Annotated in this window: 26 protein-coding genes, 2 tRNA genes and 1 other annotated feature; of the genes, 5 read left to right on the forward strand and 23 right to left on the reverse strand. The window is 36.1% G+C overall.

Features of this window, described 5'->3' with window-relative positions; genetic code table 11:
* Nucleotides 1-5: 5 nt before the first annotated feature.
* From rsgA to gmk, 8 genes are all read right to left on the reverse strand, one after another.
* The gene (gene rsgA / locus U8526_RS02920) at nucleotides 6-896 is read right to left on the reverse strand and encodes a ribosome small subunit-dependent GTPase A (protein WP_334340477.1); all 891 of its coding nucleotides are present in this window, start codon (nucleotides 894-896) and stop codon (nucleotides 6-8) included.
* Nucleotides 897-903: 7 nt separating this feature from the next.
* The gene (gene pknB, locus U8526_RS02925; RefSeq protein WP_334340478.1) at nucleotides 904-2,871 is read right to left on the reverse strand and encodes a Stk1 family PASTA domain-containing Ser/Thr kinase; all 1,968 of its coding nucleotides are present in this window, start codon (nucleotides 2,869-2,871) and stop codon (nucleotides 904-906) included.
* Nucleotides 2,872-3,618, reverse strand: coding sequence for a Stp1/IreP family PP2C-type Ser/Thr phosphatase (locus U8526_RS02930; RefSeq protein ID WP_334340615.1), 747 nt, complete (start codon nucleotides 3,616-3,618; stop codon nucleotides 2,872-2,874).
* A gap of 19 nt (nucleotides 3,619-3,637) precedes the next feature.
* The gene (rsmB, locus tag U8526_RS02935) at nucleotides 3,638-4,960 is read right to left on the reverse strand and encodes a 16S rRNA (cytosine(967)-C(5))-methyltransferase RsmB (RefSeq protein ID WP_334340479.1); all 1,323 of its coding nucleotides are present in this window, start codon (nucleotides 4,958-4,960) and stop codon (nucleotides 3,638-3,640) included.
* Nucleotides 4,950-5,900 (reverse strand): methionyl-tRNA formyltransferase, encoded by a 951-nt coding sequence (fmt, locus tag U8526_RS02940; RefSeq protein ID WP_334340480.1) that lies wholly within the window; start codon nucleotides 5,898-5,900, stop codon nucleotides 4,950-4,952. Before fmt ends, rsmB begins: the two co-directional genes overlap by 11 nt.
* Nucleotides 5,901-5,916: 16 nt before the next feature.
* On the reverse strand, nucleotides 5,917-8,325 hold the full coding sequence (gene priA / locus U8526_RS02945) for a primosomal protein N' (RefSeq protein WP_334340481.1): 2,409 nt from the start codon (nucleotides 8,323-8,325) through the stop codon (nucleotides 5,917-5,919).
* An 87-nt stretch (nucleotides 8,326-8,412) separates the two neighbouring features.
* The gene (gene rpoZ / locus U8526_RS02950) at nucleotides 8,413-8,667 is read right to left on the reverse strand and encodes a DNA-directed RNA polymerase subunit omega (RefSeq protein ID WP_334340482.1); all 255 of its coding nucleotides are present in this window, start codon (nucleotides 8,665-8,667) and stop codon (nucleotides 8,413-8,415) included.
* Between the two features lie 4 nt (nucleotides 8,668-8,671).
* On the reverse strand, nucleotides 8,672-9,283 hold the full coding sequence (gmk, locus tag U8526_RS02955; protein WP_025085469.1) for a guanylate kinase: 612 nt from the start codon (nucleotides 9,281-9,283) through the stop codon (nucleotides 8,672-8,674).
* A gap of 179 nt (nucleotides 9,284-9,462) precedes the next feature.
* Between gmk and U8526_RS02960 the strand changes: the two genes are divergently transcribed.
* Nucleotides 9,463-9,783, forward strand: coding sequence for a hypothetical protein (locus U8526_RS02960; protein WP_334340483.1), 321 nt, complete (start codon nucleotides 9,463-9,465; stop codon nucleotides 9,781-9,783).
* On the opposite strand, the gene recN is transcribed toward U8526_RS02960, so the two are convergent.
* From recN to U8526_RS03035, 15 genes are all read right to left on the reverse strand, one after another.
* Entirely contained in the window at nucleotides 9,775-11,472 is a 1,698-nt protein-coding gene (gene recN, locus U8526_RS02965) for a DNA repair protein RecN (RefSeq protein WP_334340484.1), read from the reverse strand. The two genes, U8526_RS02960 and recN, sit on opposite strands and share 9 nt — an antisense overlap.
* Before the next feature lie 8 nt (nucleotides 11,473-11,480).
* A complete protein-coding gene (locus tag U8526_RS02970) occupies nucleotides 11,481-12,305 on the reverse strand; it encodes a TlyA family RNA methyltransferase (protein WP_334340485.1) in 825 nt (274 codons plus the stop codon).
* Nucleotides 12,306-12,315: 10 nt separating this feature from the next.
* Nucleotides 12,316-13,164, reverse strand: a complete 849-nt coding sequence (locus tag U8526_RS02975) for a polyprenyl synthetase family protein (protein WP_334340486.1) — start codon at nucleotides 13,162-13,164, stop codon at nucleotides 12,316-12,318.
* A gap of 2 nt (nucleotides 13,165-13,166) precedes the next feature.
* Nucleotides 13,167-13,406 (reverse strand): exodeoxyribonuclease VII small subunit, encoded by a 240-nt coding sequence (locus U8526_RS02980; protein WP_334340487.1) that lies wholly within the window; start codon nucleotides 13,404-13,406, stop codon nucleotides 13,167-13,169.
* Nucleotides 13,399-14,748, reverse strand: coding sequence for an exodeoxyribonuclease VII large subunit (gene xseA, locus U8526_RS02985; RefSeq protein WP_334340489.1), 1,350 nt, complete (start codon nucleotides 14,746-14,748; stop codon nucleotides 13,399-13,401). Before xseA ends, U8526_RS02980 begins: the two co-directional genes overlap by 8 nt.
* Nucleotides 14,741-15,589 (reverse strand): bifunctional 5,10-methylenetetrahydrofolate dehydrogenase/5,10-methenyltetrahydrofolate cyclohydrolase, encoded by an 849-nt coding sequence (locus U8526_RS02990; RefSeq protein ID WP_442886184.1) that lies wholly within the window; start codon nucleotides 15,587-15,589, stop codon nucleotides 14,741-14,743. The genes xseA and U8526_RS02990 overlap by 8 nt, the downstream gene beginning before the upstream one ends.
* 39 nt (nucleotides 15,590-15,628) lie before the next feature.
* Nucleotides 15,629-16,033: a transcription antitermination factor NusB gene (nusB, locus tag U8526_RS02995; RefSeq protein ID WP_334340491.1), complete on the reverse strand. Its 405-nt coding sequence runs from the start codon at nucleotides 16,031-16,033 to the stop codon at nucleotides 15,629-15,631.
* A 5-nt stretch (nucleotides 16,034-16,038) separates the two neighbouring features.
* On the reverse strand, nucleotides 16,039-16,458 hold the full coding sequence (locus U8526_RS03000) for an Asp23/Gls24 family envelope stress response protein (protein ID WP_025085477.1): 420 nt from the start codon (nucleotides 16,456-16,458) through the stop codon (nucleotides 16,039-16,041).
* Nucleotides 16,459-16,481: 23 nt separating this feature from the next.
* On the reverse strand, nucleotides 16,482-17,045 hold the full coding sequence (gene efp, locus U8526_RS03005) for an elongation factor P (RefSeq protein ID WP_334340492.1): 564 nt from the start codon (nucleotides 17,043-17,045) through the stop codon (nucleotides 16,482-16,484).
* Nucleotides 17,046-17,183: 138 nt separating this feature from the next.
* A complete protein-coding gene (gene rpmA, locus U8526_RS03010) occupies nucleotides 17,184-17,456 on the reverse strand; it encodes a 50S ribosomal protein L27 (protein ID WP_025085479.1) in 273 nt (90 codons plus the stop codon).
* Between the two features lie 12 nt (nucleotides 17,457-17,468).
* Nucleotides 17,469-17,813, reverse strand: a complete 345-nt coding sequence (locus U8526_RS03015) for a ribosomal-processing cysteine protease Prp (protein ID WP_334340493.1) — start codon at nucleotides 17,811-17,813, stop codon at nucleotides 17,469-17,471.
* 2 nt (nucleotides 17,814-17,815) lie between these two features.
* Complete coding sequence (gene rplU / locus U8526_RS03020; protein ID WP_334340494.1) at nucleotides 17,816-18,127, reverse strand: 50S ribosomal protein L21; 312 nt, start codon at nucleotides 18,125-18,127, stop codon at nucleotides 17,816-17,818.
* A gap of 9 nt (nucleotides 18,128-18,136) precedes the next feature.
* Nucleotides 18,137-18,204: a sequence feature (ribosomal protein L21 leader region), on the reverse strand.
* 44 nt (nucleotides 18,205-18,248) lie between these two features.
* The gene (locus U8526_RS03025) at nucleotides 18,249-19,817 is read right to left on the reverse strand and encodes a hypothetical protein (RefSeq protein WP_334340495.1); all 1,569 of its coding nucleotides are present in this window, start codon (nucleotides 19,815-19,817) and stop codon (nucleotides 18,249-18,251) included.
* A gap of 93 nt (nucleotides 19,818-19,910) precedes the next feature.
* On the reverse strand, nucleotides 19,911-20,162 hold the full coding sequence (locus tag U8526_RS03030) for a hypothetical protein (RefSeq protein ID WP_334340496.1): 252 nt from the start codon (nucleotides 20,160-20,162) through the stop codon (nucleotides 19,911-19,913).
* 132 nt (nucleotides 20,163-20,294) lie between these two features.
* Nucleotides 20,295-21,698, reverse strand: a complete 1,404-nt coding sequence (locus U8526_RS03035; RefSeq protein WP_334340497.1) for a carboxylesterase family protein — start codon at nucleotides 21,696-21,698, stop codon at nucleotides 20,295-20,297.
* A 185-nt stretch (nucleotides 21,699-21,883) separates the two neighbouring features.
* Between U8526_RS03035 and U8526_RS03040 the strand changes: the two genes are divergently transcribed.
* The 4 genes from U8526_RS03040 (at nucleotide 21,884) to U8526_RS03055 (ending at nucleotide 22,905) form a co-directional block, all read left to right on the forward strand.
* The gene (locus U8526_RS03040) at nucleotides 21,884-22,084 is read left to right on the forward strand and encodes a hypothetical protein (RefSeq protein WP_334340498.1); all 201 of its coding nucleotides are present in this window, start codon (nucleotides 21,884-21,886) and stop codon (nucleotides 22,082-22,084) included.
* Between the two features lie 141 nt (nucleotides 22,085-22,225).
* Nucleotides 22,226-22,393 carry a hypothetical protein gene (locus tag U8526_RS03045; protein WP_334340499.1) on the forward strand — a complete coding sequence of 56 codons (168 nt, stop codon included), beginning with the start codon at nucleotides 22,226-22,228 and terminating at the stop codon, nucleotides 22,391-22,393.
* Between the two features lie 134 nt (nucleotides 22,394-22,527).
* Nucleotides 22,528-22,601, forward strand: a tRNA-Arg gene (locus U8526_RS03050).
* 230 nt (nucleotides 22,602-22,831) lie between these two features.
* Nucleotides 22,832-22,905, forward strand: a tRNA-Arg gene (locus U8526_RS03055).
* The last annotated feature ends 91 nt before the right edge of the window (nucleotides 22,906-22,996 follow it).

Raw genomic sequence — 22,996 nt, forward strand, 5'->3', positions numbered from 1 at the left:
ACTCCTCAATATCTTTTTTTGTATGAATTAATTTCATTTAGAAAATACAGATAATTGTCATAACGACTCTGCATTATATTACCCTCAGCTAATTCCGCTTTAACCTTACATCCCGGCTCGTTAACATGACGACAACCTCTGAATTGGCACTCAGGACTGAAAGCAACGAACTCTGGGAACAAAGTTGGCAATTCTTCTGGAGTAATATTCATCAAATCAATTGATGAGAACCCTGGTGTATCAGCTACTAAACCACTAGAAATATCGAACAATGATACTTGTCTTGTCGTATGCTTACCACGATTCAAAGTCTGAGAAATAGCTGCGGTAGCTAGTCCCAACTCTGTATCAATATGATTTAATAACGTTGACTTACCAGCACCTGATTGTCCGGTAAAGACTGTCACTTTATCAGCAAAGGTTGCTTCCAATTTAGCTACTTGCTGGTCATTATAACTATCACGATCATCAAAAACTAAATATCCAGCACTGTGGTAACCTTCCAAAGTAACTTTGAGTTCTTGATACTGTTCATCACTTAACAAATCAGCTTTAGTCAAATAAACAACTGGCTCAATTTCGTTATGTTCAATATTGATTAGAATTTTATCTAATAAGTTGCTTGAAAAATTAGGTTCCGCCGCTGAAGTAACTACGATAGCCTGATCAATATTAGCTATCGGTGGACGAACCAGACTATTTTCACGAGGTAATATCTCTAAGATATAGCCTAAATCACCAGTCGCATCAAAAGTAACCTTATCACCGACTAATGGTTTAATTTTACGCTTTCTAAAATTTCCTCGCGCACGAGTTCGGATTATTTCCTTACTCTCATCGTCAAAAACATCATAAAAACCACTGATTGATTTTATGATTCTTCCTGTTTTTTCCATAAATCACCTATTTAACTGAACCACCTAGAACGGTCTTATTATCTCGTTCAACTACATATGATCCAGTTTGTCCATCTTTCAAATTAAAGCTCAATGTTACTGGAGTATCCTGTGTAATCGTCATCGTCTTATAAGCTGTACCAATACTGTGCGTAGCATCAGAAATATAAATCGTTACACTATTGTTGCCATTGGTATCGTAAGGAATAGTTATATCCTTAGTGACAGTATTCGTTGACGACGAATTGCTACTATTATCACTGTCACTGCTCTCATTGTCATCCTTATCAGAACTCGTTGACTTGTCTGGGTCCTTGCCTTTGGAGATAACAACTGACAACGTACCACCTTGTTCAATTGTACTATTAGCATCTGGACTTTGACTAATCAAAAGGCCGCTATCGATGTCATCAGAATATTGGTAAGAGACATTCAGGCTCAAGCCTGTCTCGTTAGCGTAATCCTGAATACTCTTTAGATTGTAGCCCTCAAGGTCACGTACTTTTACCATCTTTGGCTTAACTGTCTTAATTTTGGCTAAGGTCAGAGTCAAAGATTTATTCTTCGTGACAACTTTTTTCCCTTTGGGAATGCTTTGTTTCAAAATCGTTCCAGCCGCATATTCATTTGTCGCCTTATATTCAACTTTGACTTTGAAACCACGTTTTTTCAGATTATCCGATACTTCTTCATATTGCTTGCCAACTAACTCTGGCATCTTATAATACGTGGCTCCTAAGCTAACAACTAAGTTGACTCGAGCTCCATTCTTTAATTTTAAGCTCTTAGCTGGAATAGACTTAATTACATGACCCGCTTCAACGTCATCGTCGTTTTCTCTCGACAAATCGCCAACCTGTAAATTAGAACTCTTCAACATTACAGTTGCTTGTTTGACAGTCAAATTATATAAATCGGGTACTGTTGTTTCTTGATTGCTCTTAATAATCATTGCAACGATGAAAAGAATCACAATTAACGGCACAATCGAGGCTAATAAGATAATTTTTCTCTTTTTGCTCATCTTTTTTGCCGGTCGTTTAGGAGCTGTAGATTCTTCATCATCATTATTTAAAGGCTCCATCACTCTTGTTTCTTCTAAATTATTGATTGGGGTCGGTATAAACTTTGGTTCTTCAGCACGTTCGGGCATCAGACAAGTATTGAGATCTTCACACATTTCCTTAACTGATTGATAGCGTTGATCTGGATCCTTGGCTGTAGCTTTTAAAACGGCGTTCTCCAGTGGTTGCGGAATATCAGGGTCAATCTTACGCAAGTCAGGCATATCTTCCTTAGAATGCTTCAGAGCGACCGTCACCGCTGTATCTCCTGTAAAGGGAACATGTTTAGTCAACAACTCAAACAAGATTATCCCTAAAGCATAAATATCGGACAAAACAGTGGCCGAACGACCTTTGATTTGTTCTGGTGACATGTAATGCACTGAACCCAATAGTGAATTTGTTCTTGTAATTGAACGCTCACTCAAAGCTAAAGCAATTCCAAAATCAGACACTTTAACTTGAATCGGATCTTTGGATTCATCGACTAAAATATTCTCTGGTTTTAAATCACGATGAATTATTCCATGTTCATGTGCATCAGACACTGCCATACAAATCTGTTTCATTATATCGACAACTTCATGATATGGAATTGGAAAATGCGTTCTGATATATTTCTTTAGATTCGGGCCATCGACATACTCAATAACGATATATTGAACACCCTGATCATTTCCGACATCTAAGACATTTACGATATTAGGATTGGAGAGTCCACTAGTTGCTTTAGCTTCGCGAGCAAATCTTCTCTTTACAGACTCATCATCTTGAAGATCATATCTTAAAGCTTTCACGGCAACCTTTCGATTTAAAAGCGTGTCGTTAACTAAGTAAACGTTAGCCATTCCACCTTCGCCAAGCGTACCTAGAATCTCATAACGACCATCTACTAGGTAACCCTTCTCCATTTAATGCTTACCTCCGTCTTCATTTGTAGAAAAGAGTAAGGCAGTAATATTATCTCTTCCCCCGGCGGTATTAGCTTTATCGATCAAAAGGTGGCATTTAGCATCTAAACTGAGATCTTGTGCCAAAATATCTTTAATTTCATTTTCAGGAACCATGTTAGTCAATCCATCTGTACACAACAAAATAATCGAATCAGGTACCAGATCAAAATCCTTTACACGTGGTTGCACAGTTTGAGAGACACCCAAAGTTTGAGTAATAATATTTTTTTGTGGATGATTCTCAGCTTCTTCAGGACTGATCTGTCCTGTTTCCAAGAGCTCGTGTACTAAGGAGTGATCCACACTCAATTGCTTTAATTCATCATTCGTATAAATATAGCAACGTGAATCGCCAACATTAACAACCATCATTTTCTTATCAATGAAAAAGACGCCAACCATAGTAGTTCCCATACCATTCAAATCATCAAACTGATTAGAAACAGAAACGATACGATCATTTTCCTTGCTCAATTCTCGAATGATCCATTCACGAAGTTCGGCAATATTGTTGACTTCGGACTCTTCAAAATTATGTCCCAAATGTGAGACTGCCATATCCGAAGCAACATCCCCGCCACGGTGACCGCCCATACCATCAGCTACGATACCAAAAACAATATTCTTTTTATTCTTAAAAACATTGACGTAATCTTGATTATTTTCTCTGAGTTTACCAACATCAGTTAATAACGCATACTTCATTAGTCTCAACCTTACCTCTTTAATTTTTTCTAACAAACGCTGCTATAAAGAATCCATCTGTGAAGTAATCACTTGGGAAGATTTTTAGCATTCCATGTGTCATCGATCCATCAAGAGCTGGATCATGTTTAACTGGAATCAAATCAAAGTTCAAATGTTTATCGAGGAATTTCTTTACGACTAATTCATTTTCTTCATCATCAAAAGTGCAAGTACTGAAAACTAATTTTCCATTAACTTCTAGTAGATCAACCATGCTATCAAGAATTTCTAATTGAACACGTTGCAAATTCTTTAGATCTTCTTCTTTACGGAAGTATCTCAATTCCGGTTTTCTACGAATCAAGCCCAATCCTGAACATGGTGCATCGACTAAAATACGATCAAACTTAGTATTTAAGACATCCTTGGCCTTACGAGCATCAACTGCCCCAGTACTAATTAGGTCACCATAACCCATTCTTTCGCCATTTTCACGAACCAACTTAGTCTTATGTTTGTGAATGTCTAAGGCAAAGACTTCGCCATCCTTCAAGTAACTAGCAATATGAGTCGTCTTACCACCAGGAGCTGAACAAGCATCCAAAACTTTACTATCAGGTTGAACATCTAGAGCTGGCGCAACTAACATTGAACTTTCATCTTGAATAGTATACAAACCATCACGGAATTCTTGTGTATTGACTAAATTACCACTCTTACAAATTAAACCAACTGAAGAAATCTTGCTGGGATGAACATCAAAACCTTGTTTGTCCAAAGCCTCTTGCAAGTCTTTAACAGTTGTCTTATTCGTATTCACACGAATCGAAACATGTGATGGCTGATTGATTGAACTGAGGATTTCCTTAGTCTTATCAAGTCCTTGTTGGTCGATAAAGAGATCAACTAACCAACGTGGGATACTGTTACGCAAACTAAGATCATAGACAGAATTACCCTTAGGCAATTCCTTATAACCGTGACGTTGATAATTTCTTAAAACAGCATTAACTAAGTTACCAGCTCCACGGCCAGCTTTTTGTTTAGCAATCTCTGTTGACTCATTTAAAACAGCATGATCCGGAATCTTATCTAAGAAGTGTAATTGATATACGGCACTCATCAATAATAAGTCCAACCACAATTCAACTTTTTTATCTTGAAGATATGGTTTTAATTGATATTCCAAAACATATTTGTTTTGAATCACACCATAGACAATATTTGTCATCAAGCGACTATCGGCATCCGACAAGTCAGAGTTCTTCAATAAATTGCTGATTTCGATATTTGAGTAGGCCTTATTTTGGAAAACCTTTGTTAAGGCGATCATTGCTAATTCACGTGGATTATTTTTCATCTATTACTTGTTGTCCTTTTTCTAGATCTTTGCCTAAACCATTCATATAGTTGGCAATATCCATAATTTTTTTACCGGCAGGTTGAATTTTTTTGATAGAAACTCCTTGTCCGTCGCCCGCTACAATAACCAAACGTTTCTTGCCTAAATCGTAAACGCTGCCTACGGGTAGATCAGAATTGATTTCCTCAACTTCTGTCTTATAAAGCTTTGTTCTTTGACCATTGAGCATCATCCAAGCACCTGGATCTGGACTTAAAGCTCTAATTTGGTTAAAGACTGTTTCTGCTGGTTGAGTGAAATCAATATGTTCTTGTTCTTTAGAAATATTTGGTGAAAAGACTACTTGATCAGGATCTTGTTGGATGGGATGAATATCGCCACTCAAAATCTTAGGAATAGTATCAAGTAACAATTCACGACCAACAATAGCCAATTTTTCAAACAAACTACCATTATCATCGTCTCGTTCAATTGGTAACTTCTCTTGACTGATGATATCACCAGCGTCCATACCTTTGACCATGTACATGATCGTAATTCCTGTCTCTTTGTCGCCATTAAGCAATGACCACTGGATAGGGGCTCCTCCACGGTACTTAGGTAATAAGGATCCATGAACATTAATGGCCGCTACTTTAGCTGAGTTCAAGAAAGAAGTTGGTAAGAATTGTCCATAGGCTGCCGTAATGATCAAATCAGCTTGTAAGGCTTTCAATTCCTCAACTTCAGGACTTCCTGGTAGTTTAACTGGTTGATAGAGTTTAATATTTTCCTCTTCAGCAATTAACTTAACTGGACTTTTTTGTAATTTCTGTTTGCGACCAACTGGCTTATCTGGTTGTGTCACTGCTGCGATTATATCGTAACCTTCTTTTAAAAGCCCTCTTAAAACGGTTGCGGAAAATTCTGGTGTTCCTAAAAATATAACTTTTGTCATTCAATCACCTTTAATCTTAATCTATATGTTGTGGTTCATTATCAATTGCAATTGTAAAACCCTTTTTTGCGTCAGCCTGAGTCTCATTTAAAATCTCTAATAACTTTTGATGCAATTTTGGTTCATGTTTATATTTTACAATAATTTGATAATAATATTTGTTTTGTTTACGTGAAATCATCGTTGGACTAGGTCCTAATAGGATAGCATCCTTTGATAGCGACGTTTCTAGCTGTTTTTTGAGCCAATAACTTTGTTTTAAAGTTTGTCCTTCATCTTTGTTAGCAACACTGATCAGAGTCGTAAAGTAGTACGGCGTGTAATTGGCTTGGTGTCTGATATACATCTCTTGTTTAAAGAAGGTCTCGTAATCCTGTTTAGCAGCATCTTTGATTGCGTAATGATCAGGATTATAAGTCTGAATCACAACATGCCCCGTCTTATCAGCACGACCAGCACGACCACTGACCTGTGTTAACAATTGAAAAGTTCGCTCACTAGCTCGAAAATCAGCCAAACTCAATGTTGTATCGGCATTGATCACTCCAACCAAAGTGACGTCTGGAAAATCCAATCCTTTGGCAATCATCTGTGTTCCCAGCAATATATCAGCCTGATGTTGTCCAAATTTTTGTAAAATCTTGGCATGCGATCCCTTACGGCGAGTTGTATCAACATCCATTCTCAAAACTCGTGCTTCGGGGAAAAGTGTATTCAATTGTTGTTCAATATTTTGAGTTCCGGTACCGTAAAAACCGATTTTCTTACTCTTACAATTGGGACAAACTCTAGGCACTGGTTCTTCGTGTCCACAATAGTGACATTTCATTTTGCCTAAATCCTTATGATATGTCAGTGAAACATCGCAGTTAGGACATTTCAACACAAATCCACACTCACGACACATCATGAATGAAGAATAACCTCTGCGGTTCAAGAGCACAATAGCCTGTTCATGTTTTTGGAGCGTTGTCTGTAAACTTTCTTGCAGTGCAGGTGAAAAATCACCCTTGGCAGCTGAATTTTCGGCATCCCGCATATCAACAATTTTTACATGCGGTAAATTCTGATTATTGATTCGTTTCTTCATTCGAATCAGTTTGTAGACACCCTTTTCAGCTCGTGCACGTGACTCTAGAGAAGGTGTCGCACTTCCTAAAACAACTGGACAATGATTCATTTTTGCTCGCCACAACGCCACATCACGTGCATTGTAACGGGGATTATCATCTTGTTTATAACTGGCCTCATGTTCCTCATCAATGATAATCAGACCAATTTTATCTAAAGGTGCAAAAACGGCACTTCTAGCACCGACGACTACTTTAACATCATGATTTTCAATTCTCGTCCATTCATCATAACGTTCACCACTTGACAAACCACTGTGTAAAACAGCTACTTGATTGCCAAAACGACCAACTACTCGATTAACCATTTGTGGTGTCAAAGAAATTTCTGGCACTAACATCAAAGCTGTTTTATCTTGTTGCAAAGCTTTCTCAATCGTCTGTAAATAAACTTCAGTTTTACCACTGCCAGTAACCCCCTCAACTAAAAAGGTTTGTGGCGTTTCGCTCTGGATAGCTGCTTCAATTTCAGATACAGCAACCTGTTGTTCTTCGGTCAACTTAAGCTTTGTAGTTTTTTCAGGATCAATTCCAACTGGTTTTCGTAATTTAGTAACTTCTATTATCTGCAACAATTGATTCTTTTCAGCAGTTTTAATTGCTGAACGTGAAATTCCAAATTCTTTTTGTAAAACATTCAGTTCCACTGGTAACTCTTGCAAATTATTAGCTAAGAACTCTAACAATTTAATCTGAGATTTGGCATTAGCACGTAACTTACTTTTAGCTTCATGTAACTGAATGACATTTAAATCCGTTGTTACTGCTTGACGCTTGATCTGCAAAGCCTGATTTTCAACCACATACTGAATATCAATTTTATTATTCTGACGTAACTTATTGATCAATCTAATCGTGGCATCATCTAGCTGATTAGTGATTTCCAGTGTTTCTTTCCCATCCAAAAGTGCTTGGACCTGGGAGTCTTCTTTATCTAAGGGAATAACATATTGCTTATATTTTGCTCTCATGACACTAGGAAGCATTGTTTGTAGACATGAGATTTGAAATGAATACGTTCGATCGGCCAACCAATAGGATAATTTCAACATCTCATCTGATAATACTGGCTTTAGATCGATAACTCTCGTGATTGGCTTTAACTTGCCTTGAAAGTCACTGGTTTCCTTAACTTGCATGACAAAACCTTGAATTTTTCTTTTCCCGCGACCAAAAGGTACCTCGACTCGTATCCCAGGTACAACTACCTCAGTTAACGAATCAGGTATTAAATATTCGAACGGTCGATTTGTTTGCATAGTAGGTACATCTACAATTATCTCTGCTACTGCCATAAAAACCACCCAGTAATAAATTTCGTAAAAAGATTCTATAAATAAAAAAGCCTTCACTAATTCAACAATCAGTGAAGGAATAATTTATTAGTTATCTTCTTTTTTCTCTTCTTCAATCTTTTCAGCTTCTTTTTCAAGAAGAATTGAATTAGGATCAATTTCGATTTTGTCGTCAGCAATTTCTTCAAGTGCACGGCCAACAGTTCTTGGTGATTCGTATTTGTTCAATAGTTCAATATCACCGTTCTCTAATTGGTGAGCACGCTTTGCGGCTAGAACTGCCAATGAGTATCGAGAATCAACTCGATCTAAAAGTTTATCAATTGATGGATAAATAATCATATTATCAATCTCCTATTATCTTTTTATATTTATCAATTACGCGTGGCACTCTCAAGTGTTCGGCTCTAATTATACCTTCAATTTTTTCGACTGCATTAGGTATTTTATCATTTACGACGGCATAGTCATAGCTTGTCATCATTTCAATTTCCTTTTTAGCCTGAACCATACGTTTGTCGATTGTCTTTTCATCGTCTGTACCACGATGAGTAATACGATCTCGTAAACTTGTTAAGTCAGGTGGTGTAAGGAAGATGAAGACACCATCAGGCATCTTTTCACGAACTTGCATAGCACCGTTTACTTCAATTTCCAACAAGACATCAATTCCAGCATCTAGCTTCTGATTAACGTACTTTAATGGTGTTCCGTAATAGTGATCGACATACTTAGCATATTCAAGCATACCGCCATTGTTTATTTCTTCTTCAAATTCTTCATTTGTTCGGAAATAGTAATCGACTCCATCGACTTCTCCAGGACGCATTTGACGAGTAGTCATCGAAACGGAATAATCAAATTTGATTGACGAATTCTTAAGCATAGCTTTTCTAACGGTTCCTTTACCTACTCCAGATGGACCTGATAAAACGATTAACATTCCCCTTGTTGACATAATTAAGTTATCCCTACTATCTATATAATATGGTATCTATCATGCAATAAAATCATCTAATTTTCAAGGTTTTCCGACTTGTCAATATAAAAATTAATAAAGAAATAAAAAAATAGAGTTGCTCTTTCGAACAAAGGTTCGTATAATGAAGACACAAACAAGTGTTCGGGGGCTTAAAAATGCAAGCAAAACAAGCATACAATCATTTCACTTCAAATCTAATCAACCACACCGCTAATTTTATTAATAATAACTTTGATTTTAATATTGAAAGCAATCAGAATCTTCAAATCAAACAAATGCCTTTAATGCAATTAGAACTTTTCGCAGAACAGAGTTTTCAAAGACATTATTCTGTCGTTATTACAATGTTAAACGATGAACAGTTCCAAGGCAAATTTATTTCACAAGTTAATAAAAATAAATATGTATTTAAGATCAACTCAGCCTTTTTTGAGATTGTTATGCTCGATCAAATTAAGTCGATCAACTTAATCTAATCGTTGCTGCTCACCTTGAGCTAGTTCCAACAATTCTTGAGCATGTTTTCTCGTCAAATCAGTCACCTTAGTACCTGCCAACATTAGAGAAATAGCTTCAATTCTTTGGAGATCGTTAAGTAAGGAAACTTTTGTTTCCGTTTTATCCTTAACGGTCTCTTTTTTGATTTCAAATTGAATATCGCTCATAGCGGCAACTTGTGGTAAATGAGTAATACAGAGAACTTGTAAAAATTGTGAAACCTTATATATCTTATCACCGATAGCTTGAGCAACCCGACCACTAACACCGGTATCAATTTCATCAAAAACAATTGTCTCAACATTCATTTTTTCGGCGATAATAGCTTCAAATGCCAAGATAACACGTGACAATTCACCACCAGAAGCAACTTTGACTAACGGTTTGTAATCTTCACCAATATTAGTCTTCAAATTAAATTGAATCTGATCGATTCCTTTTGGTGATAAGTTGTCATCATCCAATGATTTAAAGGCAACGCCGAATTTTGCATTAGGCATGTACAAGTCCTTTAATTGATGATTGATCGACTTTTCTAACATCGTCGCTGTCTTGTGACGTTGTTTAGATAGGTCTTTTCCTAAATTAAGTAAATTGTCTTGATATTGTTCGATCTCTGCTTCCAATTTGGATTCAGTGTCGTCATCTATATCAATTTTTGACAATTCATCGTGAGCATTTTTACCAAATTCAATTACTTCATCTAAGGTTGGACCATACTTTTTCTTTAAATTATCTAAAGTGATCAAACGTTTTTGAATCTCATCCAAGCGATTTTCATCAAAGTCGAGATTCTCCAACTGATCGGCAATCGTAGCAGCATTATCTTGCAATTGATAGTATGCACCATTAATGGAATCATAGAGTTCCTTATAAGAGGAATCATAATCCATGATTTCTTCTAAGTTATCGCGCACATTACCCAAAGTATCAACAACTCCAACGTTGTTTTCAGACAAACCACGATAGCTGTCCTGCAAGGAGGAACTGATTTTTTCAAAGTTAGAAAGCTGATTCTTCTCATCTTCTAACTTATCATCTTCCCCCGCACTTAATTGAGCACTGTCGATATCTTCAATTTGAAACTTCAACATATCAATTCTTTGAACCAAATTCTGAGAATTTTTTTGAATCGTTCTCAAACGACTACGTTTAGCCTGATATTCCTCAAAAAGTTTTGAATACTTTAACAAATCTTTTTGAAATTTATCATCCGCAAAACGATCCAAGATATTGATGTGATTGTCTTCGTCTAATAATTCTTGCTGTTGATTCTGGCCGTGGATCTCGACCAGAAATTTTCCAACTTGTCGTAAAACATTTGTTTTAACTAATTCATTATTGATTCGACAAACGTTCCGACCTTTTCGATTTATTTCTCGTTTGATAATAATCTGATTATCATCATGAGCAATTCCGTATTCAGCCAAGATAGCAAAAATAGGACTACTTGTTTTTACCTCAAATAGTCCCTGCACATTTAATTGCTCTTGACCTGTTCTAATAAAATCAATTGAAGATCTACTTCCAACTAATAAACCCAAAGCATCAATAATAATTGATTTACCAGCTCCGGTTTCACCAGTCAAAGCGGTCATTCCACTTCTAAAATCAACTTGTAGCTTATTAATAATCGCAAAGTTATTGATTATTAGCTTTTTTAGCATTCTCTCACCTATTTATTAAGATTTGCGTATGCGGCTTCCATTGTATCTTCAACAGAAACACTATCTAAGATTTCGCCAGGCTGTTCTTCTTGAGGTTTCTGAATGTGCATCAAGAATTCAATATTACCTTCTCCACCTTTAATAGGCGAGAAATCCAACCCAGAAACAATGAATCCTGCTTCCTTAGCAAAATTAGTGATCTTCTCTAAAACCATTTTGTGAACTTTATGATCACGCACAATTCCGTGTTTACCAACATTTTCAGGGCCAGCTTCAAATTGAGGTTTGATCAAGCAAACTGCGTCTGAACCAGGCAAAATAATGTTAAACATTGGTGGCAAAATTAATTCCAAAGAAATAAAGGAAACATCAGTCATCGCAAAACTAGGTAGGCCTTTATGAAAGTCTTCTGGTTTACTGTAACGGAAGTTAACACGTTCCATTACGACTACTCGTTCATCTGTTCTTAATTTCCAAGCCAATTGGTTATAGCCAACATCTAGGGCATACACCATTTGAGCACCGTTTTGTAGGGCTACGTCAGTGAAACCGCCAGTTGATGAACCAATATCAAGACAAATACGATCAGTTAGATCAATATCAAATGACTTCAAAGCTTTTTCTAACTTGTAGCCGCCACGGCTGACATATTTGCTATGAGCGTTCTTAGCCAAGTGAAAAATAGTATCAGGATCAACCTTTTCCCCTGGTTTATCGAAACGTAAATTGTCCTGATTATAAACTTCGCCAGCCATAACTGAACGTTTAGCTTGTTCTCTGGATTCAAATAAATTTTGTTCAACTAATAAAACATCAATTCTTTTTTTTGCCAATGTGTGTCACCTATTCTTTGAAATAATCTAAGAAGCTTACCAACAGATTCTTGTCAAACTCGTTTTCTTTTAAAACTGCATTCAAGGCGTCCTTCACCAAGTCTCTTAACTTAGCCTCAGTTGCCTCTTTACCGATCAAATTAGGGAAAGTATTCTTATCATTATCTTCACCATCATCGGCATCATTTAAATCATCTTTCAACTGAAAAGCTAGGCCAATGTCATTTGCGTATTGAACCAAGTTCTTAGAAAGCTCATGACCAGCACAAAAAGCTCCAGTTGTTACGGCAGCAGTAATTAGATCTGCCGTTTTTTCTTTATGCAAAGTTGTTAATTCTTCTTCGTTTAAAACTTTATCTTCCATAGTGATATCGGTCATTTGACCGGCTACCATTCCCATGGGACCAGCGTTATGAGCCAAAATTCTTACAGCTGCCATACGCTTATCAGTGCTTAAATTTGATTTAGCAATCCAGTAAAAGGCTTGGGTCAACAAACCATCGCCAGCCAAAACAGCTGGACCAACACCAAATTTTTTGTGATTCGACAACTTGCCACGACGATAATCGCTATCATCCATTTCTGGTAAGTCATCATGGATCAATGAATAAGTATGAACTAATTCAATCGCTCCAGCAATGTCATAAAACTGAGAAAGTTTGTCTAACTTGATACCGCTAGAATAAGCTACCGCTAAAAAAAGCATCGGGCGAACTCGTTTGCCACCGGCATCTAAAGAGTAAAGCATCGCATCCCTTAACGTAGTCTGCTTGATCTCAGCCTTTAATTTATCATCTAAAAACTTATTGAAATCGGGTAAGATTTGATCGCAAAAATCAGAGAATTTTTTTATTTCCATAATTATTTTTGATCCTTATCTTGATCTTGTTTGATGTTGATTTCTTCGCCATCTTTAGTCATGACCTTTGTTACAGTCTCTTCAGCATCGCTTAAAGTCTTTTCTAACTCCTTACTCAAAGTGACACCTTTTTTGAATTTTTCCATTGCCTCTTCTAGAGGAACGTTTCCTGCCTCAAGATTAGTTACAATTGCTTCTAAATCAGCAAGATTTTCTTCAAATGATTTTTTCTTTTCAGCCATTTCCGTCCTCGCTTACTTCTTTGGTTATTAACTTGACGTTACCATTTTTAACTTTTAGGTCAACCTCTTGATCAACTTGATAATCAGTTACATTCTTCAATACTTTACCTGATTTATCAGTTGGAATGGCATAACCACGGCTCAAAGTCTTCAAAGGACTCAATGAATCCAATGTAGCAACCTCACTATTAAATATATTACGATCCTTATTGATAATTTTGTTTACATTGTTAATCAAAATTTGATACAGACGATTGACTTGATTAGCATAACTATAAATTTGATCTCTTGGAGATGCTTGTACCAAACGATTAGCATACTGAATCAATTCTGTCTTTGATTGACTCAACGAATTAGAAAAATTCCGTTGCAATTTATCCTGCAAATAATCGACCTTTTGCAAATACACCTCGTAGATTCGCTCTGGATGTTGCAAAAAGACGTTCTGAGCTAAAGAATCCACTCGATCCTTGTAGTTACCTATAATCTTTGTTTGAGCATTATATAGCCTGGTATCAAGGTCTTGCAAGTGCAACAAAACATCCCTTAAAACAGGTGTTGCTAATTCTGCTGCAGCTGTTGGCGTGGCCGCACGTAAATCAGCTACCAAATCAGCAATCGTAGTATCAGTCTCATGTCCAACTGAACTGATCACTGGAATCTTACTTTGAACGATTGCCTGAGCAACTGTCTCCTCATTGAATGGCCATAGATCCTCAATCGATCCACCACCACGACCAATAATAATTGTATCGTAGTTACCATCTTCATTGATTCGTTTCAATTGCTTAACAATCGTTGGTGCAGCTTCTTGTCCCTGAACCTGAGCAGGATATAAGACTATTTGCACAATAGGATATCTTCTAGCAACTGTAGTCATAATATCATGAATAACTGCCCCTGATTGACTAGTTACCACTGCAATTCTTTTGGGAAACTGCGGTATTGGCTTCTTAGGCAAATCAAAGACACCTTGTGCTGCAAGCTTTTTCTTCAATTGCTCAAAAGCTAAGTACAAAGCTCCTAATCCGTCTGGTTCCATTGATTCAACATAAATCTGATAAGAACCACTAGGTTCATAAAGTGAAATTCGCCCTTTAACGAGGACTTTCATCCCCTCTTCTGGTTGAAATTTAACTTTACTAAAATTTGATTTAAACATGATAGCTGAAATCTTAGCCTTATCATCCTTCAAAGAAAAATATTGATGGGCATTGGGGCGCATTCTAAAGTTAGAAATTTCTCCCATCAAATAGACGTGTCCCAAATAAGGGTCCACGTCAAATTTTCTTTTCAGATATTGAGTTAAAGCCGTTACAGTTAAATATTGCTCATTATCCATTTGCCCTGCCTTCGGCTAATTCGATCACTTGATCTACTAGTGCTGTAATCGTCATTGGTCCAACTCCACCAGGTACTGGCGTGATCATTGAGACTTGATCTTTAACATCATCAAAATCAACGTCTCCGCAAAGTTTGCCATTCTCATCGCGATCCATACCGACATCAATGACAATAGCTTGATCTTTGACGTAATCTTTTTTAATAAATTTAGCTTGTCCAATGGCAACTACTAGCACATCAGCCTTACTTGTTATTTCTTTTAGGTTCTTAGTATGTGAATGCGTGATCGTTATAGTGGCATTACGATCTAACATCAAAGCAGCAGTAGGTTTACCTACAATATTGCTACGTCCTACAATAACAACATTTTTACCATCAAGGTCAACATTGTAATAATCCAACATCATTAAAATACCGGAAGCTGTGGCTGGCTTAGTTAGTGGCGTACCAATCCAAAGATTTCCGACACTAATTGGCGTAAAACCATCAACATCTTTAGCTGGATTAATGGCTTCGATAACCTTGTCCTCATCAATATGATCAGGAACTGGTAATTGTACAATAAATCCATCAATAGCTGGATCATTATTTAATTCATTAATTTTATTTAACAACTCTTGTTCCGTAACGGTGGCATCGAAATGGATGAGTTGAAAATCAATTCCTAATTTTTCAGCGCGACGTTTCTTGTTACGGACATAAACAGCACTGGCACTGTTGTCACCAACTAAGATAACTGCCAATCCCGGAGTTACACCCTTTTCCTTCAAAACTTGAACACGCTTCGTCATTGTTTCGTCTAATGCTGCTGCTACTTTTTTACCTTCTAATAATTCCACACTAATCACCATAAAAAGGCTGGCAAAAAATCACCAGCCTTACCCTTCTACAAAATTAGATAAAATACCATTTACGAAGGACTTTGAGTCCTTATCGCCAAAATCGCCAGCCATCTCGATTGCTTCGTCAATAGCTACTTTTCTGGGTACTTCTAAACTATTTTCCATTTCAAATAACCCCACACGTAAAATTGAGCGGTCAATTCTCGATAGACGTTGCACAGTCCATTTGTTCTTCAAATGTTCTGCAATTTCTTTATCAAGGTCATCTTGATGTTCCACAACACCTGCAACTAAAAACGTCAAATAATCCGGTACTGCTTCAGAGGCCAAATCGCATAATTGCATGGTAGAAGAAATGGCGTCTTCAGGAGTATCTTTAGTTGTTTCAATAGAAAATAGTGATTGAACTGCGAGTTCTCTGATCTTATGTCTACTTATCACTAGTTTTATTCCTTTTTATCCGTTGTTACACGTTCTATTTCACCGCTATCTTTTTTAGCGATCAAGCCTACAACATGCACGTTAATTTCACTTAAGTCTAAATCGGTCATGAATTCGAGTTGTTCAATGGCTGATTTTTGGATCTCCAAGGATACTTTTGGAATCGATACGCCATATTCCAAATATACATAAACATCCGCAGATATTTGATCATCATTGAACGATACATCAACACCCTTACCATGGTTGATTCTGCCAAACAATGAATCTATTCGACTAGAAATAGTGCCACGCATTTCGTAGACACCTTCAACTTGGTTTGTAGCAATCCCAAGAAGGATCTCAATAACTTGATGTGATATTTCAACATTACCGTTTATTTTTCCACTATCTTGTTGTAGAGAAACATATTTTTGTTCAGCCATAAACTTATCTCCATAATCAGTTATTAATTAGCACGTGAAATGTAAGTACCATCTTGTGTATTGACAGTTAGCATATCACCTTCGTTAACGAAGAATGGTACTTGCACAACTAAGCCTGTTTCCATAGTAGCTGGTTTTGAACCACCTGATTGAGTATCACCCTTGATTGAAGCTTCTGTTTCAACAACCTTAAGGTCAACTGTATTAGGTACATCAACACCAAGTGTTTCACCGTTATACATAACAACGCTGACTTCCATGTTTTCCTTCAAATATTTCAACTCATCTCTAATTTCATCACCTGGTAATGATAATTGTTCATAAGTTGTTGTATCCATGAAGACATAGTTGTCGCCTTCAGCATATAGATATTGCATCTTTTTGTTTTCGATGTTAGCTTTTTCAACTTTAGCAGTTGATCTGAATGTCATTTCTTGAACGGCACCAGTTCTTAAGTTCTTTAACTTTGAACGAACAAAGGCGCTACCCTTACCTGGCTTAACATGCTGGAATTCTACAACACGCCAGATACCATCTTTTACTTCAATTGTTAATCCATTTTTAAATTCATTTACTGAAATTGACATTTTTTTCTCCCTTGGTTCATAAATTTTGCCGATAAAACACTACACATTATCTTACCAATATTTCGGTGTTAATGGCAATAACTCATACTTATTATATAAAAAAAAGAGGAACATTGTCCTCTTTTTCATCAATATATATTAGTATACTGAAACTTTTCTCTTGTCTCTGCCAAGTCTTTCGAACTTAACAACGCCATCTTTAAGTGCGAACAATGTATCATCATTTCCACGGCCAACATTAGCACCTGGGTGAATCTTTGTTCCACGTTGTCTATAAATAATTGCACCAGCAGTGATAGCTTGACCATCAGCACGCTTTGCACCTAGTCTACGACCAGCTGAGTTACGGCCATTAGTTGTTGATCCACCACCCTTATGGTGAGAGAAAAATTGTAAATTCATCTTAAGCATGAAATTTACCTCCTAATCAAGATCTATATTATTTTTTTGCACTTGAACTTCAATATTTTTAGAATAACTACCCTCAATATCTTTCAATATCCAAAATAAGTTATCTAATAATAAGGCAGTGTCATGTGAAACTGCTTTATCAAATCGGCAGCCAAGATGACCACCATTAACTTCATCCATGACGACCTGAGGACTAGCCCCAGTAAGTTTTTCCAGATTATTGATTGTTCCAATTGTTACTGCTGAAACAGCAGCACAAACTAAATCTTGACCATAAGGTCCCGAATCAGCATGTCCTTTAATTAAAAAGGAATCAATCTGTTGATCTGAATTCTGGTGAAAACTCGCTCTTATCATGATTAAGCCTTGATACTATCGATAAGTACCTTTGTATATGGTTGACGGTGACCTGTCTTTGTATGTGAATGCTTCTTAGGTTTGTACTTGTAAGTAACAACTTTCTTTTCCTTACCTTGCTTTTCAACCTTACCAGAAACACTAGCGCCTTCGACTACTGGGCTACCAACTTTAACAGTTTTGCCATCAGAAACTAAGATTACATCATCAAATGTAACTGCGTCCCCTTCATTGACATCAAGCTTTTCAACATAAATTGAAGCATTTTCTTCAACTTTATATTGCTTACCACCAGTTTTAATAATTGCGTACATAAACGTACACTCCCTTCTAAGACTCGCCAACTAGGTGCACTAAGCTTAAACCTAGTTTTGAGCGGTTGTAGATGCAATAGTGATTGCAACTAATAAAATATAGCAAATTTCACATACTTTTTCAACTCTCTGCCATAATTTTTTTATTGGATCTCCATTTATTACTGAAATAAATATATCCAAATCCAATAAAACTAAATAGATTAATCAATAAGAAGACTGTTGCTAAGATTGTGTGATGGGAATGAATCTCGATAATATTTTTATTAGGATCAGTTTTCAATGATAAGGTGCCACGCTTTGACTTGTATAGTTTGACCGATTCGTTATTCACGGTCACCTTATTTCCTGAGTAGTTTTGAACCGGTATGTCCATCGTTACTGATTTGGGATTGTAATACTGCAACCAGTACTGATTATCTTTCGTGTTGAACTGGACCTGACTACTATGACCGTCTATTAAAAAGTGGTTTTTGCTATCTAACGACTGATCGTGATAGTTAACGACTAGGTTCTTATAATCAATTTTTTGTGAAAACTGAATTTTTCTCTGGGGCTGAAATTCATTTGCCTGATTATACGTCAAATATCCGAAACCACCGATAGTTACCAAAAGGATCAAGAGATGAATTACTGCCGATCTTTCTTGGAACAGCAATAAAATTACTCTGATTAAGATCATAATCGCAAAGAAATCTAAAACAGAAGTAATAGCGAAGATCAGCCGACTTGTATCTATTTGAAATTGAGGTCGAATAAGCAATAAAGCCGCTATAACTAAACTTTCCAAAATCAGAATTTTATAACTGAACGAACTCTTCAAAAAGATGAAGAATACGACTAGAGCTAATAAGGCTATCATAATAAAAAAGAGATATTGATTGTTCTGTGTTAAAAAGTTTTTATCAAACCAAGACCAATAGTCAAATTGGGGTCGGCTTTGTTGCAAGACTTTCTTAGGCCATTGGTTTTCTAACATTGGGCCCCAATAACCTATAGTTAATAGACAAGTGGTTAACGCGGCTTTTAATAAATTCAGTAAGGTTTTGCCCCAATACAGCCAATGATGTGACAGCCTGGAGAAAATCATCAGCGGCAAAACAGGAATCAGGGTTAAAACCACTGCCAAAGCCATGTAAGGACTTGTCCAAATTATCAAACTCATACCTAGAGTTAATGTCAGCCAATCTTGGAACTGACCGTTGAAGATTTGAAAAGCCCCATAATAAACCATTGGTAGGAATATCAACACTAAATAATTCTCGATCCTTTGTTCACCGAAGATCAACCAAAAACGATTAAAGGATAACGTATAAATCACAGCAAATAACAAGGACTCCAGAGTATCACCAGAAAATTTTTTCATGTAGTAATAGGAACTGACCAAAGTAGCATATGTAATTAAACTGATAATTATCAAAAAGCCGATAATAACGTTCTGATTCAAAAAAAGAATTCCTGGTAGAATCGTCAGCCAAGGACTATAAAGATTGATCAGACTTCCCGTATGGCCCCAATAATCAAAATTAATTGGCGATACAAATATACTAGATAAACTTTTGATATGTGCAATGTTAAAAATTAATTCATTTGTGACTGCTGCATGATTTAAAAATAGACTTGTATAAAAAATGGTTAGAATTAGAAAGATAACTCCGATAATTACCCTTCTCCATGAACGACTCGACATGATTGGCCCCTTCAAAAAATGACTTACTAAATAATTATACTAAAAAAGGACTGCAAAGACTTTATTCTTCGCAATCCTTTACAATATTCAAATTTACATTGGCAATGTTGTCATGACTACATGCCCGATGACCAAAAAGAAAAATAGTGTTGCCAAAACTAATTTGCCTCTACTAAGTTTCAATCTTCTGATCAAGCTTGTTATTAGTATTAGAGCAATGACTAGCCCTACACCAATTAAAATCCCCATTAAATTACTAATAATCGCCTGCTGCGTTAAAAATGCTGCAACAACATCAATTAAAATGAAAGCAATTGTAATAACAAATGAAAACTTTCTTTTCAAATCGCCCACCTCTAAAATCCTAAACACCGCAAAAAGGTGCTTAAACTTAAGCACAACATCTATAGTATAAAAGTGAGATATATTAATTGCAATATATTTTTTATAATGCAGATTATTATATTCATCAAAAAACTACAGTTTGTACGATTGCCAAGGCAAATCATCTGGACAACGGCGACTTATAACGGAGACACTTTTTAGATCATCAGGATCCAATTCCAGAACCAGACGATCATCATCATAAATCGGCCATTCAAATTTAATTGTTTCATCATAAGGCTTACCGTTATTAATAAATTCCCTCAATAAATGAATCATATAAAGTTGATTTTTACGATAATCAATCTTTAAGTCAGCATTTGGCGTATTTAAATAACGAACGATTCCACCATGTTTACCTTCATCAACTTTGGCATAATTACAATAAATTTCGGCATCACTGTTTTGAATCAATAGCTCAGCCATTCGTCTAGCAGGCAAAGCATACATGGCCGTACCCAACATTTCAATTAGGTCATTTTTGGAATAATTATCATTCAACAATTCTTGTTTCAACTGTTCAGTATTATGACCAAACAAATCTGGTAGGACATCATTTTCAATCTGCTTTAAATCCATGTCTTCAAAGAATTTTAATTCATTGCTGCCAGCAGAAATAATTGTTTTAAAATTAGTTCGTTTGACACGCTGAATCAATTTTTCCTGCCAGTCAGTAGAGATCAAATCATCGTCAATTACAGGGCCAAACCAATTGGTAGCAAAATGTCCCTTTAGCGCTGCTTGTTGAACTAGTTGCAACCCGTCATCGGTCAAATTGAATAAGTCTTTACTTGATTTGATCTTATTCACTCGACAAATATTATCGACAACTTTTTTAGCTGTCTTGAGATCACGGATCGTTTGAACTCCGCCTGAAAACATAATAACTTTCTTCACACGATCTAAGACCTTAGCATTTGATGACATCAAAGTAGCAATCGACTTGGCACCAGCGGAAAGTCCAATCAAATTAAGATTTTCGACATCCCCACCAAAACTGCTTGCATTATCAATCACCCACTGAATAGCCATTAATTGATCAGACAAGCCTACGTTGGTATCACCGCCGTCAACTTTTCCCCAACCAAATAATCCCAAACGATAATTAGGGACAACATGGACTACTTCTTGATGATCGAGCCAGGACATCTGTTTTTGAAAATTGCCTCCGGTAGTGAAACCACCACCGTAAAATTCGATCACAATAGGATAATGACCTTCTACGTCAGGTGTACAAATATCTAGATTTAAACAATTCTCACCAAAATTAACTTTATCCTCATTTTGTTCCAAAGCTTCATCTTGCATTGGCTGTGTACCGTTATGTACCGCATACTGGAGTTTATTGATTTCTTGCTTACCAAATTTAGTAATTGAGAACTCCTCAGCTCTTTTGAATCGGCGACCATAGCCAAAAGGAATTCCTAAAAAATCTATGTGTTGATGATCAGTAATCCCATGGAAAGTACCCGTTGTTGTTTTTATAATTTTTTTCATCAAATAAACCCCCAATGAACAAAATATCGGTTTAGTTAACATTCTAAACTAATAATATTAATGTACAAGAATTTCATGAAACCATTTTTACAAGAAAGTTATATAAATTTATTCATAATTTGTCTTGTTTAGTTAATAAAGCTTGTATATAATTTCAAGGATACGTTTTAAAGGGAGAGTAATTTATGGTATTAACAGATGCACAAAAACGTGCCAATGAAAAATGGCATAAGAATCATCGTGAACGTGCAAATTACATTGCTATGCGTTCATCTGCAAGAAGTTTTATTCGTAAAAAATCTACCTTGGAGGACTTAGAAGAGCTCCAGGACATCATTGAGGGTCGTCGTAAAGAATTAGCTCAATCCCTAAATAATCAAATTTAAAAAATGTATACCTTTTCATTTGAAAATCATAAATTAATTTTTTAAATTGGGACATAAATTTATGTTTATATTATTTTTTCTGATATAATTTGACTGTGAGTAAGGTTAAAGGAAGCCTTACTCCATAGGCGTTCTGTCCAGATGCTGATGACATTAAAAGCTGTGATTATTTCGGAGATGAGAATCATGAAATTGATAACTTGGATCAAATCATTATTAAAAGCCGAAAAAAATGAAATTACCACTCAAGATAGAGAGATACTCTCAGAACTAGAAGCTGAGAACAAACCTTTCTTGTCTGGGAAATAATGTGCTTCAGTAAATTATTATTAGGGATGGTTCACTTATTATTAAGTGGACCTTTTATTTTGCACTTTTTCAAATATTTAGCGAAAATTGCATTGACATCATGTCATCACTTTCTCTATAATAGTACGAGTGATGTCACAGTGGCTCAGTTGGATAGAGCAACGGTCTTCTAAACCGTAGGTCGTGAGTTCGAATCTCACCTGTGACATTTTTTTATACCTTAAAAGAGTTCATAATTGTTGTTATATCAACAGTCATGAGCTCTTTTTATTTTTAAACTTATGATTTTGTCCCACATTCTACACACAAAATCACACAAATGATGAAATCCCCTTCTATCGTCGTTTTGTATACCAAAATTATTTACAAATTCAAGTTAAAAAAATCAAATTAATTATTGCAACTCAAATAACTTTTCTCTATAATAGTACAAGTGATGTCACAGTGGCTCAGTTGGATAGAGCAACGGTCTTCTAAACCGTAGGTCGTGAGTTCGAATCTCACCTGTGACATTTTTTTATACCTTAAAAGAGTTCATAATTGTTGTTATATCAACAGTTATGAGCTCTTTTTATTTTTAAAACTTATGATTTTGTCCCACAT

It is taken from the genome of Companilactobacillus sp. HBUAS56275 (assembly GCF_036913655.1).
In the GTDB taxonomy this organism is placed as follows: domain Bacteria; phylum Bacillota; class Bacilli; order Lactobacillales; family Lactobacillaceae; genus Companilactobacillus; species Companilactobacillus pullicola.